This is a genomic window from Maribacter forsetii DSM 18668, from assembly GCF_000744105.1.
Classification (GTDB): domain Bacteria; phylum Bacteroidota; class Bacteroidia; order Flavobacteriales; family Flavobacteriaceae; genus Maribacter; species Maribacter forsetii.
On record NZ_JQLH01000001.1, the window covers coordinates 1,882,225 to 1,897,104 of the forward strand.

The 14,880-nt window shown below is 34.4% G+C and carries 13 protein-coding genes; 4 read left to right on the forward strand and 9 right to left on the reverse strand.

Going from position 1 to position 14,880, the window contains the following annotated elements; all coding sequences use genetic code 11:
* Positions 1-147: 147 nt before the first annotated feature.
* Complete coding sequence (locus tag P177_RS07875) at positions 148-1,035, forward strand: hypothetical protein (protein WP_036153674.1); 888 nt, start codon at positions 148-150, stop codon at positions 1,033-1,035.
* Between the two features lie 68 nt (positions 1,036-1,103).
* On the opposite strand, the gene fumC is transcribed toward P177_RS07875, so the two are convergent.
* Positions 1,104-2,504, reverse strand: a complete 1,401-nt coding sequence (gene fumC / locus P177_RS07880) for a class II fumarate hydratase (protein WP_036153676.1) — start codon at positions 2,502-2,504, stop codon at positions 1,104-1,106.
* Positions 2,505-2,676: 172 nt separating this feature from the next.
* Between fumC and P177_RS20195 the strand changes: the two genes are divergently transcribed.
* Positions 2,677-2,850: a hypothetical protein gene (locus tag P177_RS20195; RefSeq protein WP_167333102.1), complete on the forward strand. Its 174-nt coding sequence runs from the start codon at positions 2,677-2,679 to the stop codon at positions 2,848-2,850.
* Between the two features lie 59 nt (positions 2,851-2,909).
* Here P177_RS20195 and P177_RS07885 read toward each other — a convergent pair whose 3' ends face one another.
* The 7 genes from P177_RS07885 to P177_RS07915 all read right to left on the reverse strand — a co-directional run bounded on the left by P177_RS07885 (position 2,910) and on the right by P177_RS07915 (position 10,881).
* Positions 2,910-5,402, reverse strand: coding sequence for a TonB-dependent receptor domain-containing protein (locus P177_RS07885; RefSeq protein WP_036153678.1), 2,493 nt, complete (start codon positions 5,400-5,402; stop codon positions 2,910-2,912).
* Entirely contained in the window at positions 5,403-5,918 is a 516-nt protein-coding gene (locus P177_RS07890) for a hypothetical protein (protein WP_051941757.1), read from the reverse strand.
* An 87-nt stretch (positions 5,919-6,005) separates the two neighbouring features.
* Entirely contained in the window at positions 6,006-6,350 is a 345-nt protein-coding gene (arsC, locus tag P177_RS07895) for an arsenate reductase (glutaredoxin) (protein WP_036153680.1), read from the reverse strand.
* Between the two features lie 64 nt (positions 6,351-6,414).
* Positions 6,415-7,516 (reverse strand): peptide chain release factor 2 gene (gene prfB / locus P177_RS07900; RefSeq protein ID WP_157486491.1). Its coding sequence is split into 2 segments (ribosomal slippage): positions 6,415-7,449 and positions 7,451-7,516, totalling 1,101 coding nucleotides; the frame shifts between segments, so codons are not numbered across the junction.
* 64 nt (positions 7,517-7,580) lie between these two features.
* A complete protein-coding gene (locus P177_RS07905) occupies positions 7,581-8,432 on the reverse strand; it encodes a transglutaminase-like domain-containing protein (protein ID WP_036153682.1) in 852 nt (283 codons plus the stop codon).
* A gap of 28 nt (positions 8,433-8,460) precedes the next feature.
* Entirely contained in the window at positions 8,461-9,408 is a 948-nt protein-coding gene (locus P177_RS07910) for an alpha-E domain-containing protein (protein WP_036153684.1), read from the reverse strand.
* A 9-nt stretch (positions 9,409-9,417) separates the two neighbouring features.
* The gene (locus P177_RS07915) at positions 9,418-10,881 is read right to left on the reverse strand and encodes a circularly permuted type 2 ATP-grasp protein (RefSeq protein ID WP_036153687.1); all 1,464 of its coding nucleotides are present in this window, start codon (positions 10,879-10,881) and stop codon (positions 9,418-9,420) included.
* Positions 10,882-11,075: 194 nt separating this feature from the next.
* Between P177_RS07915 and P177_RS07920 the strand changes: the two genes are divergently transcribed.
* Complete coding sequence (locus tag P177_RS07920) at positions 11,076-13,484, forward strand: zinc-dependent metalloprotease (RefSeq protein WP_036153689.1); 2,409 nt, start codon at positions 11,076-11,078, stop codon at positions 13,482-13,484.
* Positions 13,485-13,502: 18 nt separating this feature from the next.
* Entirely contained in the window at positions 13,503-14,525 is a 1,023-nt protein-coding gene (locus P177_RS07925) for a threonine aldolase family protein (protein ID WP_036153692.1), read from the forward strand.
* On the opposite strand, the gene P177_RS07930 is transcribed toward P177_RS07925, so the two are convergent.
* The gene (locus tag P177_RS07930) at positions 14,518-14,832 is read right to left on the reverse strand and encodes a YegP family protein (RefSeq protein ID WP_036153695.1); all 315 of its coding nucleotides are present in this window, start codon (positions 14,830-14,832) and stop codon (positions 14,518-14,520) included. The two genes, P177_RS07925 and P177_RS07930, sit on opposite strands and share 8 nt — an antisense overlap.
* Positions 14,833-14,880 lie beyond the last annotated feature (48 nt).

Consider the following 14,880-nt stretch of genomic DNA (forward strand, 5'->3'; position numbering starts at 1 on the left):
AGGTGTTTTTTTAACTTGTTAACTAAGGTATGTCATATTATATAGTCACTGCCAAGGTTTATAAATTAATTTAACATTAAAAAATCTAAAATTTGAATTACCACGTATATAAACTGAACAAACAGACACTTTATTAAATTAAACATTATGACTGAAACAAAAAACAACAATGGCTTAAAGGTTTTGACCGCTCTTTTAGGTGTTGTGCTTTTAGGTACTATCATTTACACAGTTAGTCTTTACCAAGACAAAAAGAAGACTGAAGTAGTACTTACCAAAGAAAAAGAATTGGTAGTTGAAGATTTAAATAGCTTAAAATCTGAATATGATAAGGCTATTTTAGAAAGCAACGCCACTAATGAGGAGTTGGTAAGCGCAAGAGATAATATTGCAAAATATATTGACTCTGTAAAAACTATGAAAGCTGATATTGGATCTTTATCTAGATATAGAAGACAAGTTGGTGTTCTTAAAGCTGAAAGAGAGCAATTATTGAAGCAAGTAGATTCTTTGACACGTTCTAATACTGCTATTGCTATGCAACGTGACAGTACGTACGTTGAATTGGAGAAGCAAACTGTATTTAATGATTCTTTAGTAGTACAAAACACAAACTTGGCTCAAGTAGTTGAAAAAGGTTCTGCGTTGAACCTATCTAAATTCAATGTTGATGCCGTAAAAGAACGTAACAGTGGTAAATTGGTTTCTACACAAAGAGCTAAAGCAACTGATAAATTCAAAATTTGTTTTACTGTAGCTGACAACGTGATTGCACAAGCTGGTGACAGAGAATTTTTCTTAGAGGTTTTAGATCCTCAAGGTAATGTACTTGGTGGTAGCAACTCTATGACTAATGATAATGGAGCTTCTATTACTTATAGTAAGCAAACTGGTTTCTACTACGAGAACAAATCTTTAGATGTATGTGATTATATCAGTAAGCCTTCTGGTGATTTTAAAGATGGGAATTACATGGTAAACGTATATGACGATCAATTAAAATTATTGGGTACTTCTAAATTCATGTTGAAGTAATAGTTTTATAAACATATAATAGAAAAGGCGACCAATTGGTCGCCTTTTTTTATTCCTGAAAGTTGTTATTAGTCTTTTAAACTACCAACCATATTTTCAGGTTTTACCCATTCATCATAATCTTCAGCAGAAACATAACCTAGATTTACAGCTTCTTCTTTTAATGTTGTGCCGTTTTTGTGTGCAGTATTTGCAATTTCAGCAGCTTTGTAATATCCAATTTTGGTATTTAAGGCAGTAACCAACATTAGGGAGTTATTCAATAACTCTTTAATTACACCATGATTTGGTTCTATACCAGCAGCACAATGCTCTTCAAAACTTACACAGGCATCACCGATTAATTGTGCTGATTGTAAAATATTAGCAGCCATCATTGGTTTGAAAACATTTAATTCATAATGACCTTGCGTGCCACCAACGCTAACAGCAACATCATTACCCATAACTTGTGCACAAACCATAGTTAACGCCTCACATTGCGTAGGATTAACTTTTCCGGGCATAATAGAACTACCTGGCTCATTTGCAGGAATAATGATTTCACCAATACCTGAACGAGGACCTGAAGCCATCATTCTAATATCATTAGCTATTTTATTTAATGAAACAGCTAATTGCTTTAATGCGCCGTGACTTTCAACAATGGCATCATGTGCAGCAAGAGCTTCAAATTTATTTTCAGCAGTAATAAAAGGTAAACCTGTAAAATCTGCAATGTATTTGGCAACCAAAACATCGTATCCTTCAGGAGTATTTAAACCTGTACCTACAGCAGTTCCTCCTAAGGCAAGTTCACTTAAATGGGCAAGTGTATTGTTCAGTGCTTTTAAACCATGGTCTAATTGAGAAACATATCCTGAAAACTCTTGACCTAAGGTTAGGGGAGTAGCATCCATTAAATGCGTACGACCTATCTTAACTACGTTCTTGAATTCGACAGATTTTTTCTGAAGTGTATCTCTTAATTGTGTAACACCAGGTATGGTAACTTCAACTATCTTTTTATAAGCAGCAATGTGCATACCGGTAGGGAAGGTGTCATTTGATGATTGCGATTTGTTTACATCATCATTTGGTTGAATTGTTTTTTCGCCTTCACCAATAACATTACCGGCAATTTCATGAGCCCTATTTGCAACCACTTCATTTACGTTCATGTTACTTTGTGTACCAGAACCTGTTTGCCATATTACCAATGGAAATTGATCATCATGCTTTCCTTCTAAAATTTCATCGCAAACCTGTGCTATCAAATCTCTTTTCTCTGATGCTAATACGCCAAGTTCGCAATTAGCATAAGCAGCAGATTTTTTTAAATATGCAAACCCGTAAACAATGTCTAAAGGCATTGACGCCGAAGGACCAATTTTGAAATTATTTCTAGAGCGTTCTGTTTGCGCTCCCCAATATTTGTCTTTGGGAACCTTAACATTACCCATGGTATCTTTTTCGATTCTGAACTCCATAATCTTATAATTTATATGAATCTTAAGTTAATTTATTAATATAGCCTCAAAAATAAGGTTTACATTTATTTTTATTGTGACAACTTTGTTGTGAAAAGTAAAATTAATTTTGCAGAACGTTTGCAAAAAATAATTCGTTTATGGTATCTTTGTAATATATAAGTAAGAAGATATGTTTGATTTTGACCAATATTTAGGATTTTTAGCTTTTTTAACCATATTAACTATAGGTTTTTGGCTAATGATGTTTTTGTTATTATTTGTTGTCCCTTACTGGTTAGGTGGTAACATTATGGAGTTATTAAAAGAAAGACGCGACAAGAAAAAAGCCGCAAGAGAAGCATAGATAAAGTGTAATAAAAAAGGAGCCTATTGGCTCCTTTTTTTATGTCTTGTTTTCTAATTTTATCCTTCTATTTCATCACCGTCATCATCGTTGTTTCCTCCTCTGTTGCCCTTATTACGCTCCTTTGGTTGATTGAAACGATATACAAAGCCCATAGTTATTTGGCGCTGTCTCCATTGAAATTCACTGTCTGAAGTGAAGAACTCCGTTTCTGTAAAAGATGTTCTTTTTCTAGAGTTTAATAAGTCGCTTACATTAAGTGAAAGTGTTCCATTATCGTTCAAAATATCTTTACTAAAGGCTAAGTTCAATGAGAATATACCTCCGTTTTCAGTTTGTGCCGTAGACGACGGTCCTCTATAGAATGCATTAGTTTGCCAGTCTACTTTAGCTGGTAGTGAAACCTTTGAGCTAAATCTAGCAAACCAACTTGTATTTGTTGTGCCATAATCTACACCATTGAAATCTCCCTCAGTAGAAAACTGGAAAAAATTAAAGCTAGAATTTAAACGTAACCATTTTGCTGCGCTATATAATACACCTGCTTCAACACCTATTCTGTCATTTGTAGATAGGTTGATTGGAATAGATCTAATAATTTCAATACCATCTGTAGTGGTTTGACCTGTTTCTTCCTGAACACGCTCAAAAGAATCCGTTTCTCTTTGGTAGTATACAGAGGAAGTTAAAGTTATTTTATCCCACCTTTTTAAGTAACCTAAATCAAAAGCATTTGAAAATGCCGGGTTTAAGTTTGGATTACCTTGAAAAATATTTGTCCTACTTGATCTTGATGGAAAAGGATTTACAAACCTTCCTCTAGGTCTATTTATTCTTCTATTATATCCCAAAGAGATGTTTTCATTTTCAGCTAACTCGTAAATGAAATTTACTGTTGGGAATAAGCCTAGATAATTATTATCAAAATTAGCTTCTACATCAACGCCTAATTGTTCTTCTAGTTCACTACTGTCATATAAAGAAGATAGCTCACCTTTCAATTGGGTATTTTCTAATCTTAATCCCAATAAGAAAGAAAACTTTCCAAATTTGTTACCATACTGCGTGTATAATGCGTTTACATTTTCGGTATAAGTAAATAGGTTGGTAAGATCTTCATTAATATCAATTAAACCTGTTGCTTGGTTTAAGGAATCTAAGCGATAGTCAGTGCCTGTTTCTTCAAAAGTTCCTCTGTAGCCAACTTCAAATTGAGCGTCACCCATTGGTAGTACATAATCTGCTTGTACTAAGTATTCGTTATCGGTTTCTTCCTCATAAACATTTTCTAAAACAATTAAATCATCATTTGGTAATGTATTATTTTCTTGAATGATGTTGAATTTTTCTTCTTCTCCTTTAGAATATTGTAAGTCTACGGTTAGCTTTTGACCATCATCATCTAAATCGTTCACATAATTCAAAGAAAATTGATAGTTATTGTCATCTTCGCTTTCATCTTCACTTCTAAATGTTTCACTATCTAATGCATTGCTTATAAACCTTTGGTTTGTATTGGCGGTTTCATCTTCACTTTTAGAAGTTCTATAGAAAACACTACCGGTTATAGAAGATGACTCGGTCAAGAAATATTCTAAACCTAAATTTGTGTTGAATCCTTTTCTTAATCTATTGTATTCTCTGTCTTCAATAATTCTATCATAGGTGCCAGAAGAATAGGTGTTGTCATAAAATGCATTTCCTGGTGCGTCTCTGTAGTTATAACCTGTGGTATTGAATAAGTTGAACTTATCTGTACGTAAATTTGCATTTACAGAAATACCACTATTAACAGGGTAACCTATAGTTGTATTTACTGAGCCATTGAAACCTAATGTCTTTTCTTTTTTAAGTACAATGTTCAAGATACCGGCGGTACCTTCAGCATCATATCTTGCAGACGGACTGGTAATAACCTCAACTTTTTCAATAGCATCTGCGGGAAGTTGCGTAAGGGCATCGGTAGAGCCAAAACCTGCTAATGCAGATGGTTTTCCGTTGATTAAGATTCTAACATTCTCATTACCTCTTAGACTTATAGCACCTTCAACATCTACATCAACAGACGGTACATTGTTTAAGGCATCTGTAATGGTTGCACCACTATTGGTTAAATCTTTACCAATATTGTAAATCTTTTTGTCTAGCCTAACTTCTACCGTAGTTTTTTCGCCAACTACTTCTACGGCCTCTAATTGAGCAACGTCTAAAGCAAGTTTAATGGTGCCTAAATCTGTAGATTTTGTCAGAGTTTGATTGGGTAGTTTGTATGTTTTGTATGAAATGTATTCAATGGAGATATTGTATTTGCCAGGAGTGGTTTCTACTTTGAAATTTCCGTCTATATCTGTTATACCACCTGTAATTTGATCTGGGTTGTTTACACTTTGTAGTACTAGTGTAGCATATTCTAAGGGAAGGTTATCATCTTTGTCTAGAACCTTTCCGCTAATGACAATTGGACCTCTTTCCCGGTCTCCTCCCGGTCTTTGACTATGTATATAATTGCTTGATAGTAATAGGAGTAGGAGTAAAGGGAAAAGTTGTTTCATTTAGTCGGATTTTGATTTCTTTCGTTTTTCTTTTTTCTTCTTTTTATTTTTCTTCAAAGTTTTTGAAACACCATCTTTTTGTAGTGCAACAAAAGCTTCATACTTCTCTAATGGCAAACCTGCTTTTAATTCTTCGTCTTGCCTTTTAGTAATATTCTCATATACTTCAGCCATTTTTTCTGGCGGTAGCTTTAATATCTGAGCTTCTATACGTTCTTGTACATATTTCTTTAAAACAGAACTTAATACTGCCTGTTCAAATTCATTAAGTGCAAGGGCTTCTGTAATTCTTGGCATTTCACCATCTACCAATTCTTCAGCAGTTTTAGGTTTTGGTGGCTCAGCAGGTGTTTGTGCCTGTGGTATAGAACTTCTTTGATTACCATAACCGTAACCGCCACGTGATCCATAACCGTTATTGCCATAACCGTACTGTGCGTAAATTTCAGAACTTCCTAATAGAATTAATAGCAATGCTAACACCTTTAGATTGCTACATTTTATTACTTTTTTCATGTGTTTAGATTATAAAGTTATACTATGGTTTAACTGAAAATGGTTAATTGTTTGTTAAGATAATAAACCAATCAATTATAGCGAATTCTATTTTAATAATTGATCTATGTTAGAAGCAGGTCTACCAATGACCGCACTGTTGCCATTTATAACAATTGGTCTTTCAATTAATTTAGGGTATGTGATCATCGCTTCTAATACTTCTTCATCATTTAATGGTAAATGCTTGAATTTTTCTTTCCAGATTGCTTCTGACTTACGCACTAGATTAATGGGCTTAATGCCCAAACAGCTAATTACATTTCTTAACTCATCTTTTGTTGGTATGTCTTCTAAATACTTTACTACTTCAAATTTCTTGCCAGAATTTTCAAGTACTTTAAGCCCTTCTCTAGATTTACTACATCTAGAATTGTGATATATTTTAATCATAATTTGTATTCACTTTAAATGTTGATATCCCTACTTGATTTAAAAACAAGTAGGGATATCTATTTTATTCTTCATCCTTTTGTCCCATCATCATTAGATAGGCTTTAAGAAATTGGTCTATGTCCCCATCCATTACATTGTCAACGTTTCCTGTTTCTTGACCTGTTCTTACATCTTTTACCAATTTGTAAGGATGCATAACATAATTTCTGATTTGAGAACCCCATTCAATCTTCATCTTAGAGGATTCAATTTCTTGACGTGCCTCCATCTTTTTACGTAGCTCTATCTCGTACAATTGAGACTTTAGCATTTTCATAGCCGTGGCTCTATTGTCATGTTGACTTCTACTGTCTGAACATGAAATTTGAATTCCGGTAGGGTGGTGGGTCAATTGAACTTTGGTTTCTACCTTGTTTACATTTTGTCCACCAGCACCACTAGACCTTGCTGTGGTAATTGTTATATCAGCCGGATTGACATCTACCTCTATGCTATCATCCACTAAAGGATACACATATACAGATGCAAATGACGTATGTCTCTTGGCATTACTATCAAACGGAGAAATACGTACCAATCTATGTACACCGTTTTCACCTTTTAACCAACCAAAGGCATACTCTCCATCAATTTCTAATGTAACGGTTTTTATTCCGGCTACATCACCTTCTTGATAGTTGAGCTCTTTGATTTTATAACCGTTTTTTTCTGCCCACATCATATACATACGCATAAGCATTGCCGCCCAATCGCAGCTTTCGGTACCACCAGCTCCTGCAGTAATTTGAAGTACAGCCGGTAATTCATCACCTTCTTCAGAAAGCATGTTCTTAAATTCCATCTTCTCTAAAGTATTCAAAGCCTTTTCGTATTGGCTTTCAACTTCAGCTTCGGTAACTTCTCCTTCTTGCTGGAATTCAATGAGCACTTCTAGATCAGCAATTAGAACTTCTGCTGCATTATAATCATCTACCCATTGTTTTTTAGACTGGATAAACTTCATATGTGCCTGCGCTTCTTGAGGATTATCCCAAAAATCAGGTGCCAAGGTTTTTTCTTGCTCGTTTTCTATTTCAATTAATTTGGCATCAATGTCAAAGATACCTCCTTAACGCACCAAGGCGATCTATAAGACCTTTGTAGTGGTCTGTACTTACGTTCATATAATTATATTTTGGGTAAAAATAATACTCTTTTAAATAATGATTAGAGATATCTTGAGAATACTTATTGTTGGCTTTGAACAGTTACCGAGTGGGAGGTTTTATTTTGCCCTACTGTATGAATTATGCCTTTTAACGGTGCACAATCATTGTAGTCTTTTCCGTGAGATACTTTTATATGGTTGGTGTTTGCCAAAATATTATTTGTGGGGTCAAATCCTTTCCAGCCAATTCCAGGAATAAATGATTCTACCCAAGCATGCATTTGGGAATCACCAACAAAACCGCTTTCTTGATCAAGGTATCCAGAAACATATCTGGTGGGTACACCATTGGTTCTGGATAATGCACAAAATAGGTGGGCAAAATCTTGACAAACTCCTTTTTTCTTAGCAATGACATCTTTAAGTGGGGTACCTACTTCTGTTACGCCAGTGGTAAACTTAATGTACTTATAAATCCAATGATTTAGGGCTTCAAGATTATCAAAAATAGAGAGAGAATTGTTGAATTTAAACAACTGTTCTTGTAAACTTTCTAAAATTGTAAAAGAGGTTAATTTTAGAAAACGCTCATGGGTTATTTTAAAATTAAAATCTTGCAACTCATTATATGCAATAGAAATATCAGGTTCTATATAGAAATTATAAGGGTCAACTTCTTTTTTTTTGAACTTAAACTTTGCCTCAAAAGAAATCTTTTTGAATTTCTTCTTTGGGTGTATGCGAAGGGTTTTAAAACCAAAGCCGTTAATAGATTCTTCAGTATAGGCAAATAAAGAGTTTTCAAACTCGATTTCGACCTCGTACTGACTTTCATTTTCAACGGGAATTATTAAAAATTGCCAATGTGCATCATACACCCAATCATCATAAACATTTTCCGCATTATAGGTAATCTCAAATTCTCTCGGCATAAGAGCAAATATACCTTATTTTAATGGTCTAATAGTTAAAAAATTCCTCGTCTACCTTGTCGCTTATGTCAACTAGACTTTTTAGAATATCTTCTATAAAAGATTTAATGTCTTCATCTATTTCTTCAATATATTTGAACTCATATTCTGATCTTACTCTACCAATTAAAAAGACAGTAGAATCTTTATTGTATCTCTTTTCTGGGTTAAGCATTTTTACATGTTGGTTAACCTGATTTAAAGAGTTCATTACAGATCTAGGGCAGTTAGGGTTTAGGATTAAAAATTCTAATGTAGAGATACTTGTTGGGGTCTTTTTGTAGAACCTACGCATCATATCATAAGACTCTGCACATTTTAATAATGTTGTCCATTCAAAACTTTTTCTGAATCTTTCATTTTCACCATCTTGAGATAATAATGCATCATTATACTTTGCATTGATCATTCTAGTAATTTGAGTGGCTCGCTCTATGTTTATACCCATGGAAATGATTGCATAGGTTGCATCATGTAATAGCGTACCACGTATTTTCCCTCTTAGAATATCTGTCATTTCAGCCACATGAGTAGTAAATTCATGAAGTCCGTTTTTTACAAATACTTCTTTAGGGTAGTTGATTACAAAATGGTAAAATTTATTAATTGCTTCATACAGCTCTGTTGAAATTAAATCACGAGCACTATTGGCATTTTCTCTTGCAAATTTTATGTTGTTTATTATAGATGAGCTGTAATTTGGATCAAGCCCTATTTTATATAATACATCTTCTTCCTTCAGAAATTTATTAGGGTCTTTTTCAGGATCACCGACCATAAATAACATAGAACGCAATACAAACTGGCGGTCTTGAGATTTTAGATTTGGTGCATCTAGTGAAGAGAAATAATTTACATTTAAATATCTTGCTACGTGTTCAGAACGTTCAATATAACGCCCCATCCAAAATAGATTATTGGCAACTCTTGCTAACATATAGTTTCTTTATTTTTTTAATACCCAGGTATCCTTTGATCCCCCTCCTTGCGAAGAGTTTACAATTAAATTTCCTTTTTTTAATGCTACTCGTGTTAATCCGCCTTTTAAAACAAATTCTTTATCCTTGCCAAGTACAGTAAACGTTCTCAAATCTACGTGTCGTTGTTCAAAAGACTCTGAATCATCTATATATGTTGGGTGAACAGATAAAGACAATATAGGCTGGGCAACATATTTTCTAGGGCTAGCCTTAATTTCGGCTTTTACTTTTTCAATTTCTGCTTTGGTGAGTTTGTTACCTATAGAAATACCGTAACCACCAGCTTCATCCACTGGTTTAATAACCAATTCATGTATATGTTCTAGTACATATTTTAATTCGTCTGGTCTACTACAGTGGTAGGTGTGTACATTGTTTAATATAGGTTCTTCGTCCAAGTAATATTTTATGATCTCTGGCATGTAGGTGTATACGGCTTTGTCATCCGCTACTCCGGTGCCTGGTGCATTTGCTAACGTAACATTGCCTTTTTTATAAGCGGCGAACAAACCAGGTACGCCAAGTACGGAATCTGGATTAAATTCTAAGGGGTCTATAAATTGATCATCTATTCTTCTATAGATCACATCAACCTTTTCTGGTCCCTTTATAGTTTTCATGTACACAAAATCATTTTCTACAAATAGGTCACGACCCTCTACCAATTCAACACCCATGGTTTTTGCTAAGTATGAATGTTCGTAAAATGCAGAATTGTACATGCCTGGTGTAATGACAACTACATTTGGTATGTCAACCCCTTTAGGTTTAACCGATTCTAATAGCTCTAATAAGTTTTCGGCATAGTTAGTAACGGTATGGGTTTGGTAATGGTTGAACACGCCAAACAGTGCTTTTTTCAATGCAGTTCGGTTACATATAACATAACTTACTCCTGAAGGACAACGAATGTTGTCTTCAAGTACGTAATATTTACCATCATTATGTTTTATGACGTCTGTACCTGAAATGTGATTGTAAATTCCGCCGGGCGGATTTACTCCATTCATTTGATCTAAGTAATTGGCAGAAGAGGTAATTAGTTCTATAGGTACTACTTTATCTTTAAGAATTTTTTTATCATGGTAAATATCCCAAAGAAATAAGTTTAAGGCTTTACTTCTTTGTATGGATCCACGTTCTATGATATCCCAGTCGACCGGGTCAATTATTCGAGGGAATAAATCGAAGGGGAAAATTTTTTCTTGTACATTATTATCACCATATACTTGAAAAGTAATTCCTTGATTGAAAAAAGAAGACTTGGCTTTGTTATTCAATGATACATAATCAATAATAGAATGTTCGCCATAAAGGTTAAATAGTTTTTGGTATACCTCCTTTATTTTTCCATTCTTATCATATATTTCATCATATAAATCTGGATTTCTTTGATAAGAAGAAAAAATTTGATTTTCAATGTTGGTCATATATATTCTTTTGTTAAAAGGTACATGATAAAAAGCAATAAACAAATGACATTTTTGTAATAATCGGTAGATTTTTTCTTTATTCTGTAATAATTCGACAGCATTTTTAACAACTACCGTATTTATAATTTAGTTGGCTGCTCTTGTTTTTCATTCGTAAGTTTTTCTATACTTTTAGAGAAAACTAATTGAAAATGAGAAAGAATTACGCACTACTGGTTGGGCTGGTATTACTATCTGTTAATATGTTATCTGCACAGTTTAGTGATCAAAAGAAGAACTTTACTAAGTACGAGGGGCTTTATGATTTTTATTACGATGGTGATACTGATAAAATCTTTTTAGAGGTTGACAATTTAAATGAAGAGTTTTTATATGTCTACTCTTTAAGTAGTGGGATTGGTAGCAATGACATTGGTTTAGATCGAGGTCAATTAGGAGATGAGCAAGTAGTATTTTTTAAGAAAGCTGGGAACAAGTTATTGTTGGTTCAGCCAAATATGAAATATAGGGCGATTACCGATAATGAATTAGAGCGCAAATCTGTTGAGCAGGCTTTTGCAAAATCAGTTTTATTCGGTTTTCCTATCATAGAAGAGAAGGGTGGTACGTATGTTATTGATATTACCGATTTTTTAATGCAAGATGCCCACGGTGTTTCTAATCGTCTAAAAAGAACAGAACAAGGTTCGTATAGCCTAGATAAATCTAAAAGTGCATTTGCTTTAGATAGAACCAAAGCATTTCCAAAGAATGTAGAGTTTGATGTTACCATGACTTTTAAAGGACAAGCAAAAGGAAGTTATATTAAAAGCGTAACGCCAAATGCAGATTTAATTACCGTTGCAGAGCATCATTCTTTTATTGAGCTGCCAGATGATAAATATGAAAAGCGCGTTTTTGATCCAAGGTCAGGATCATCTCCTTTTAATTATTATGATTATGCAACTCCTGTTGAATCTAATATTTTAAAGCAATTTATAAGAAGACACCGTTTAGAGAAAAAAGACCCTACTGCTGCAGTTAGTGAAGCGGTTGAGCCAATTATTTATTATTTAGATAATGGTACGCCAGAACCCGTACGTTCCGCACTTTTAGATGGTGGTCGTTGGTGGAACCAGGCTTTTGAGGCAATTGGATATAAAGATGCCTTTCAATTAAAAATGTTACCAGATGATGCAGATCCATTAGATGTACGGTATAATGTAATACAATGGGTGCACCGATCAACAAGAGGTTGGAGTTATGGAAGTAGCATTACAGATCCAAGAACTGGCGAAATTATGAAGGGACATGTAAGTTTAGGTAGCTTGAGAATACGTCAAGATTTTTTAATTGCTCAAGCATTAATGAATAAACCTTTTGCTGAAAGAGATGATAATTACCAGCCAATGTTGGAAATGGCTATTGCTCGTATTCGTCAATTATCGGCTCATGAAATTGGGCATACTTTAGGTTTTGCACATAATTATGCGGCAAGTACAACGGGTAAAGCTTCTGTGATGGATTATCCTCATCCGCAATTTACTTTAGTTGATGGTAAGGTAGATTTTTCTAAAGCTTACGAAGTAGGTATAGGAGATTGGGATAAAGTAACAGTTGCCTATTCTTATCAGAGCTTCAATGAAGGAAAGAACGAGAAAGATGAATTAAATAAGATTTTAGATAAAGCTAAAGCTGATGGACTACGTTACATTACCGATCAAGATGCACGTCCGCAGGGTAGTGCTCATGTGTTAGCTCATCTATGGGATAACGGTACAAATGTTAGTAAGGAGTTAGATGATATGCTAAGGTTGCGTAAAGTGGCTATCAATAATTTTTCTGTAGATAATATCCAAGATGGTACGCCATATTCTGTTTTAGAGGATGTTTTTGTTCCGTTATATTTCTTTCATAGATACCAAACTGAAGGTGTGGCAAAAGTTATAGGTGGATTAGAATATAATTATGCAGTGAAAGGTGACGGACAAGAAGTTGTTGCCATTGCCGATAAGTCTATGCAACAAGAGGCATTAAAGAGTGTGTTAAGGACTTTGGATGCTGCAGAAATAGCAATACCTAAAGATAAACTTAGTTTGTTTCCACCAAGATCTTTTGGAACACCTAGAACAAGAGAGTCTATTAATGGTAAAACAGGAGTTTCTTTTGATGCATTGTCGGCTGTAGAAACTGCTTCTGATATGACATTGAAATTTTTATTGCATCCAGAGAAAGCATCAAGACTTATTCAGCAAAAAGCTATAGATACCGACAATGTTGGTTTAGATGAGGTGTTAGATAAATTGATAGCATCAACTATTAATAAGAAAAAGAAAGATGCTTACCTGAACGAAGCCCAGACAATTATCAATTTTAGGGTATTGTTTCATGTCATGAACTTGGCAGGGCATACGAATGTGCATCCGCAGGTAAATGCTATAGCATCTCAAAAATTAAAAGAGTTGCGTACTCAATTTAATAAGGATTCAGGTTCAAATGCAATTAGTGCAGAAATGGTGAAAAGAATAAAAACATTTAGTGAGCATCCAGAATTGTTCAAAGTGATACCTTCACCAAAGATTCCTGATGGATCACCAATAGGAACAAGTTGTTTTCATTAATTCAATTTTACAGTTTTTATGTTAATTAATCTTATCAGTGATACGGTAACAAAGCCCACGCCAGGCATGTTAGATGCTATGATGTCTGCAGCGGTTGGTGACGATGTATTCAAAGAGGATCCCACGGTAAATGCTTTGGAAGAAAAAGCGGCCAAACTTTTTGGAATGGAATCTGCGTTGTTTTTCCCTAGTGGTACCATGACCAATCAGACAGCTATAAAATTGCATACCCAACCTGGTGAACAATTGATTTGTGATAAATATGCGCATATCTTTAATTATGAGGGTGGGGGAGTAAGTTTTAATAGCGGAGTCTCTTGTAGGTTGGTAGATGGTGACAGGGGCACAATGACCGCTACTCAGGTAGAAGCTGCAATTAATCCTCCGGATTTTTATCATAGTCCGTTATCTACTTTGGTATGTGTAGAGAATACTGCGAATAAAGGAGGTGGTACTTGTTGGGATTTTCAAGAATTACAGAAAATCAGAAAAGTCTGTGATGGACATAAGTTAGGTTACCACTTAGACGGAGCCCGTTTATGGAATGCCATGGTAGAAAAGAATGAAACTGCATTGCAATACGGTCAACTTTTCGATACTATTAGTGTTTGTTTAAGCAAAGGTTTGGGTTGCCCGGTAGGTTCTTTGTTGATTGGAACTAAAGAGCATATGGATAAAGCGCTACGTATTCGAAAGATTTTTGGTGGTGGTATGCGGCAGTCGGGCTTTTTGGCGGCTGCAGCAATATATGCTTTGGATAATCATGTAAACCGTTTGGCAGAAGATCATAAAAGAGCCAAGGAAATTGGGAAAGCTTTAGCTGCTAAATCATTTATTAAGAAAGTAGAGTCTATTGAGACCAATATTGTCATTTTTGAGATAGATGAAGCTTTTATGACCAGTGATCAGTTTGTAAGTAAATTAAAGGAAAAGGATATTTTAATCATAGGCATGGGGCAAGGTAAATTAAGAATGGTTACCCATTTAGATTATACAGATGATATGCATTACGAATTATTGAAGCAGTTAAAAGCTATTTAATAGCTAAGTCTATACTGTTAGAAATATTTAGGATGCCATTTTCCATACCGGCTTCAGAGGAATAAAGTCCGCTGGAGCCAATTATTTTTCCGTTAGAATTTTTTAATTCAATTAAAAATTTACCATCAGTATTTGTTCTGCGTTCAAACAATTTGCCATTAGTATCCTTTAAATGTTTTATGTCATTTAAAGTGTTATCTACTTCGTTCTCAGTACTGAACGATACACTCTTCAATAAAATGTTACCGTTATCAGACTTCAGGATAAACTGATAAAACCCATCTTCTTTTTTGTCAATTTTAATCATATCAATAAAGATATATAATATTTTCTCTGCTTTTTAGTGACTTTTTAA